A 1,990-nucleotide genomic window follows, 5' to 3' on the forward strand; every position below is an offset into this window, starting at 1 on the left:
GCATCGCCGGCGACCCGCTCGACGCCGTGGCCGACGCGCTGGCCGACCTGCTTACCGAGGCTCCCACGCGCTTCGAGCTCGAACGCCTCGCCGCCGCCTCGCCCGTCCTCACGGCAAACACGCCGGGCATCCCGGTGTTTCCCGCCGGGATAGCGCCGGCGGCCAACTCCTACACGCTCGCCGGGTGCTGCCGCTCCGCGCTCGTGCGCGGGCTGTCGCCCAACACGGCCGACCCCTGCCTCGTGGCGCGCCTCGCCGCCGAGGCGCGCGAGCGCTCCCTGTCGCTCACCGATCCCGAGACGCAGGCGCGCGGCGCCAAGAGGGCCGCGGGATCGACCGCGCAGGGAGAGGCCGCCGGGCGCGGGCCGGCGCTCTAGGGGCGGCCCTTCCCGTTCGGGAACATGCGTTCACACGGCGGGTCCGCGTCCCTATCATCAGGGCAATACCCGCATCGCCGGCGCCTTCTGCGCGCCGGACCGCCTAAGGAGTTTCGCCATGGAACACATCGTCCTCGAATATGATGAGAGCACGCGCACCGCGCTCGTCGTCGCCACGTCGGGCGGCCGCGAGCCCGTCCTGAGCGGGCACGCATCGCCCTACATCGTCGCCGACGGATACGATTTCGAGTCCCGTTCCTGGGGCGCCGGGCACTACTTCACCGATATCGCCGAGGCGAAGATCGACTACGAGCGTTCGTGCCGCCATCCATACCCGATCGCGGAGGGCAAGCTGCGCGATGACGAGTTCTGCACGATCCGATGGTGCCGCGAGGATGTCGCGGCGGCGCTCTCGGAATACCTCGCCTACCCCATCCCCGCCACGGAGAAGAACATCGATACCGCAATCGGGCAGCTCATGTTTCGCGACGGCCTCCAGGACCGCTTGACCGAGGACGGCTGGGATACCATCAGCGCCATCATCGACGAAGACGAGCTCGACTTCGGAATCTCGACCGCGCAGGGCGTCGACTTCTACAAGGAGGCCTTCGATCTCTCAACGTGCACAGATGCCGCGATCTGGCCGAGCGGCGATGGAAACGCCGCGTTCGTCATGGCATATCCCGCCGACAGCGATGACGGCGACCTTGCCGTGTACAAAATTGGCGGCGGCCTCATCGGGGACGACGAGATTACCGTCGAAGACATCGAGGGCCTGGGCGGCACGCGCGAACTGTGCGTGTACAAGCACGGCTTCGACGGCATCGAGGCCATCCGCGATTTCGCCAACCGCACGGCGGTCTGCAAATTCGACGAGCGCGTTGTCGTCCGCGACCCCATCGGCGCGATGCCCGACCTCGGGCCGACCCTGCGCAATACCGCCGTGCTCGACGAATGGGATGCGCGACTTGCCATGCAGCAGCCCCGCGACCCGCAGGGCATCGCCGCCGCGGCGCTCACGGCAGCCGAGGGCGGCACCAAGGCCGTCGCCGAGCACGGCGGCAACAAGCACTGACGTTCTTTCCGGCGCGGCGGGCGTTGCCTGCCGCGCCGCCTATCCATTTTGGAGGTTTCGCCATGAATCAGAATATGGCCGCGGCCAAAGACAGTAGCAAGCTGGTCGCCCTGCGCAGGCTTTCCGATGCAGAGCTGGCTTCTGAAATCGAGAAGGACGGCGACGCGATGACCGAGCTCGTCGATGCCCACATGAGTCATGTTCACGGTCTCGGCGGGACCGAGGCCGACAGCGCCGCATATTACGCGGCCCGGAAACGGCATGCGGACCTCCAGTTCGAATCCGGACGCAGGCTGCACGCGTCGCTCAATCGCGGGAAAAGGGAAAGCGGACAGAGTCCGCAGGCCATGGCGGAAGCCGCGACGAAGGCCGCCATCGGAAGCGACGGCGGCACCGGCGAGCATAACGGTATCAAACACTGACGTCTAAGGAGTCTCTCTATGAATGAGAACATCGATTTCATCGTCCTCGAGCATGACGACGGCGCCGGGTGCGCGCTCATCGCCGCCACCGTCGAGGGGGCCGTGCCGGCCATCGA

The 1,990-nt window shown here is 67.3% G+C and carries 3 protein-coding genes; all 3 read left to right on the plus strand.

Annotated features, from left to right (window positions below; translation table 11 throughout):
- A partial coding sequence (locus ACMO6A_RS08245) for a hypothetical protein (RefSeq protein ID WP_418471072.1) occupies nucleotides 1-377 on the plus strand: 377 nt, incomplete at its 5' end.
- 118 nt (nucleotides 378-495) lie between these two features.
- On the plus strand, nucleotides 496-1,452 hold the full coding sequence (locus tag ACMO6A_RS08250) for a hypothetical protein (RefSeq protein WP_418471073.1): 957 nt from the start codon (nucleotides 496-498) through the stop codon (nucleotides 1,450-1,452).
- Nucleotides 1,453-1,514: 62 nt separating this feature from the next.
- Nucleotides 1,515-1,874 (plus strand): hypothetical protein, encoded by a 360-nt coding sequence (locus tag ACMO6A_RS08255; protein WP_181874106.1) that lies wholly within the window; start codon nucleotides 1,515-1,517, stop codon nucleotides 1,872-1,874.
- Nucleotides 1,875-1,990 lie beyond the last annotated feature (116 nt).

Origin of the sequence: Eggerthella sp., assembly GCF_048329335.1 — a bacterium.
GTDB classification, from domain to species: Bacteria; Actinomycetota; Coriobacteriia; order Coriobacteriales; family Eggerthellaceae; genus Eggerthella; species Eggerthella lenta.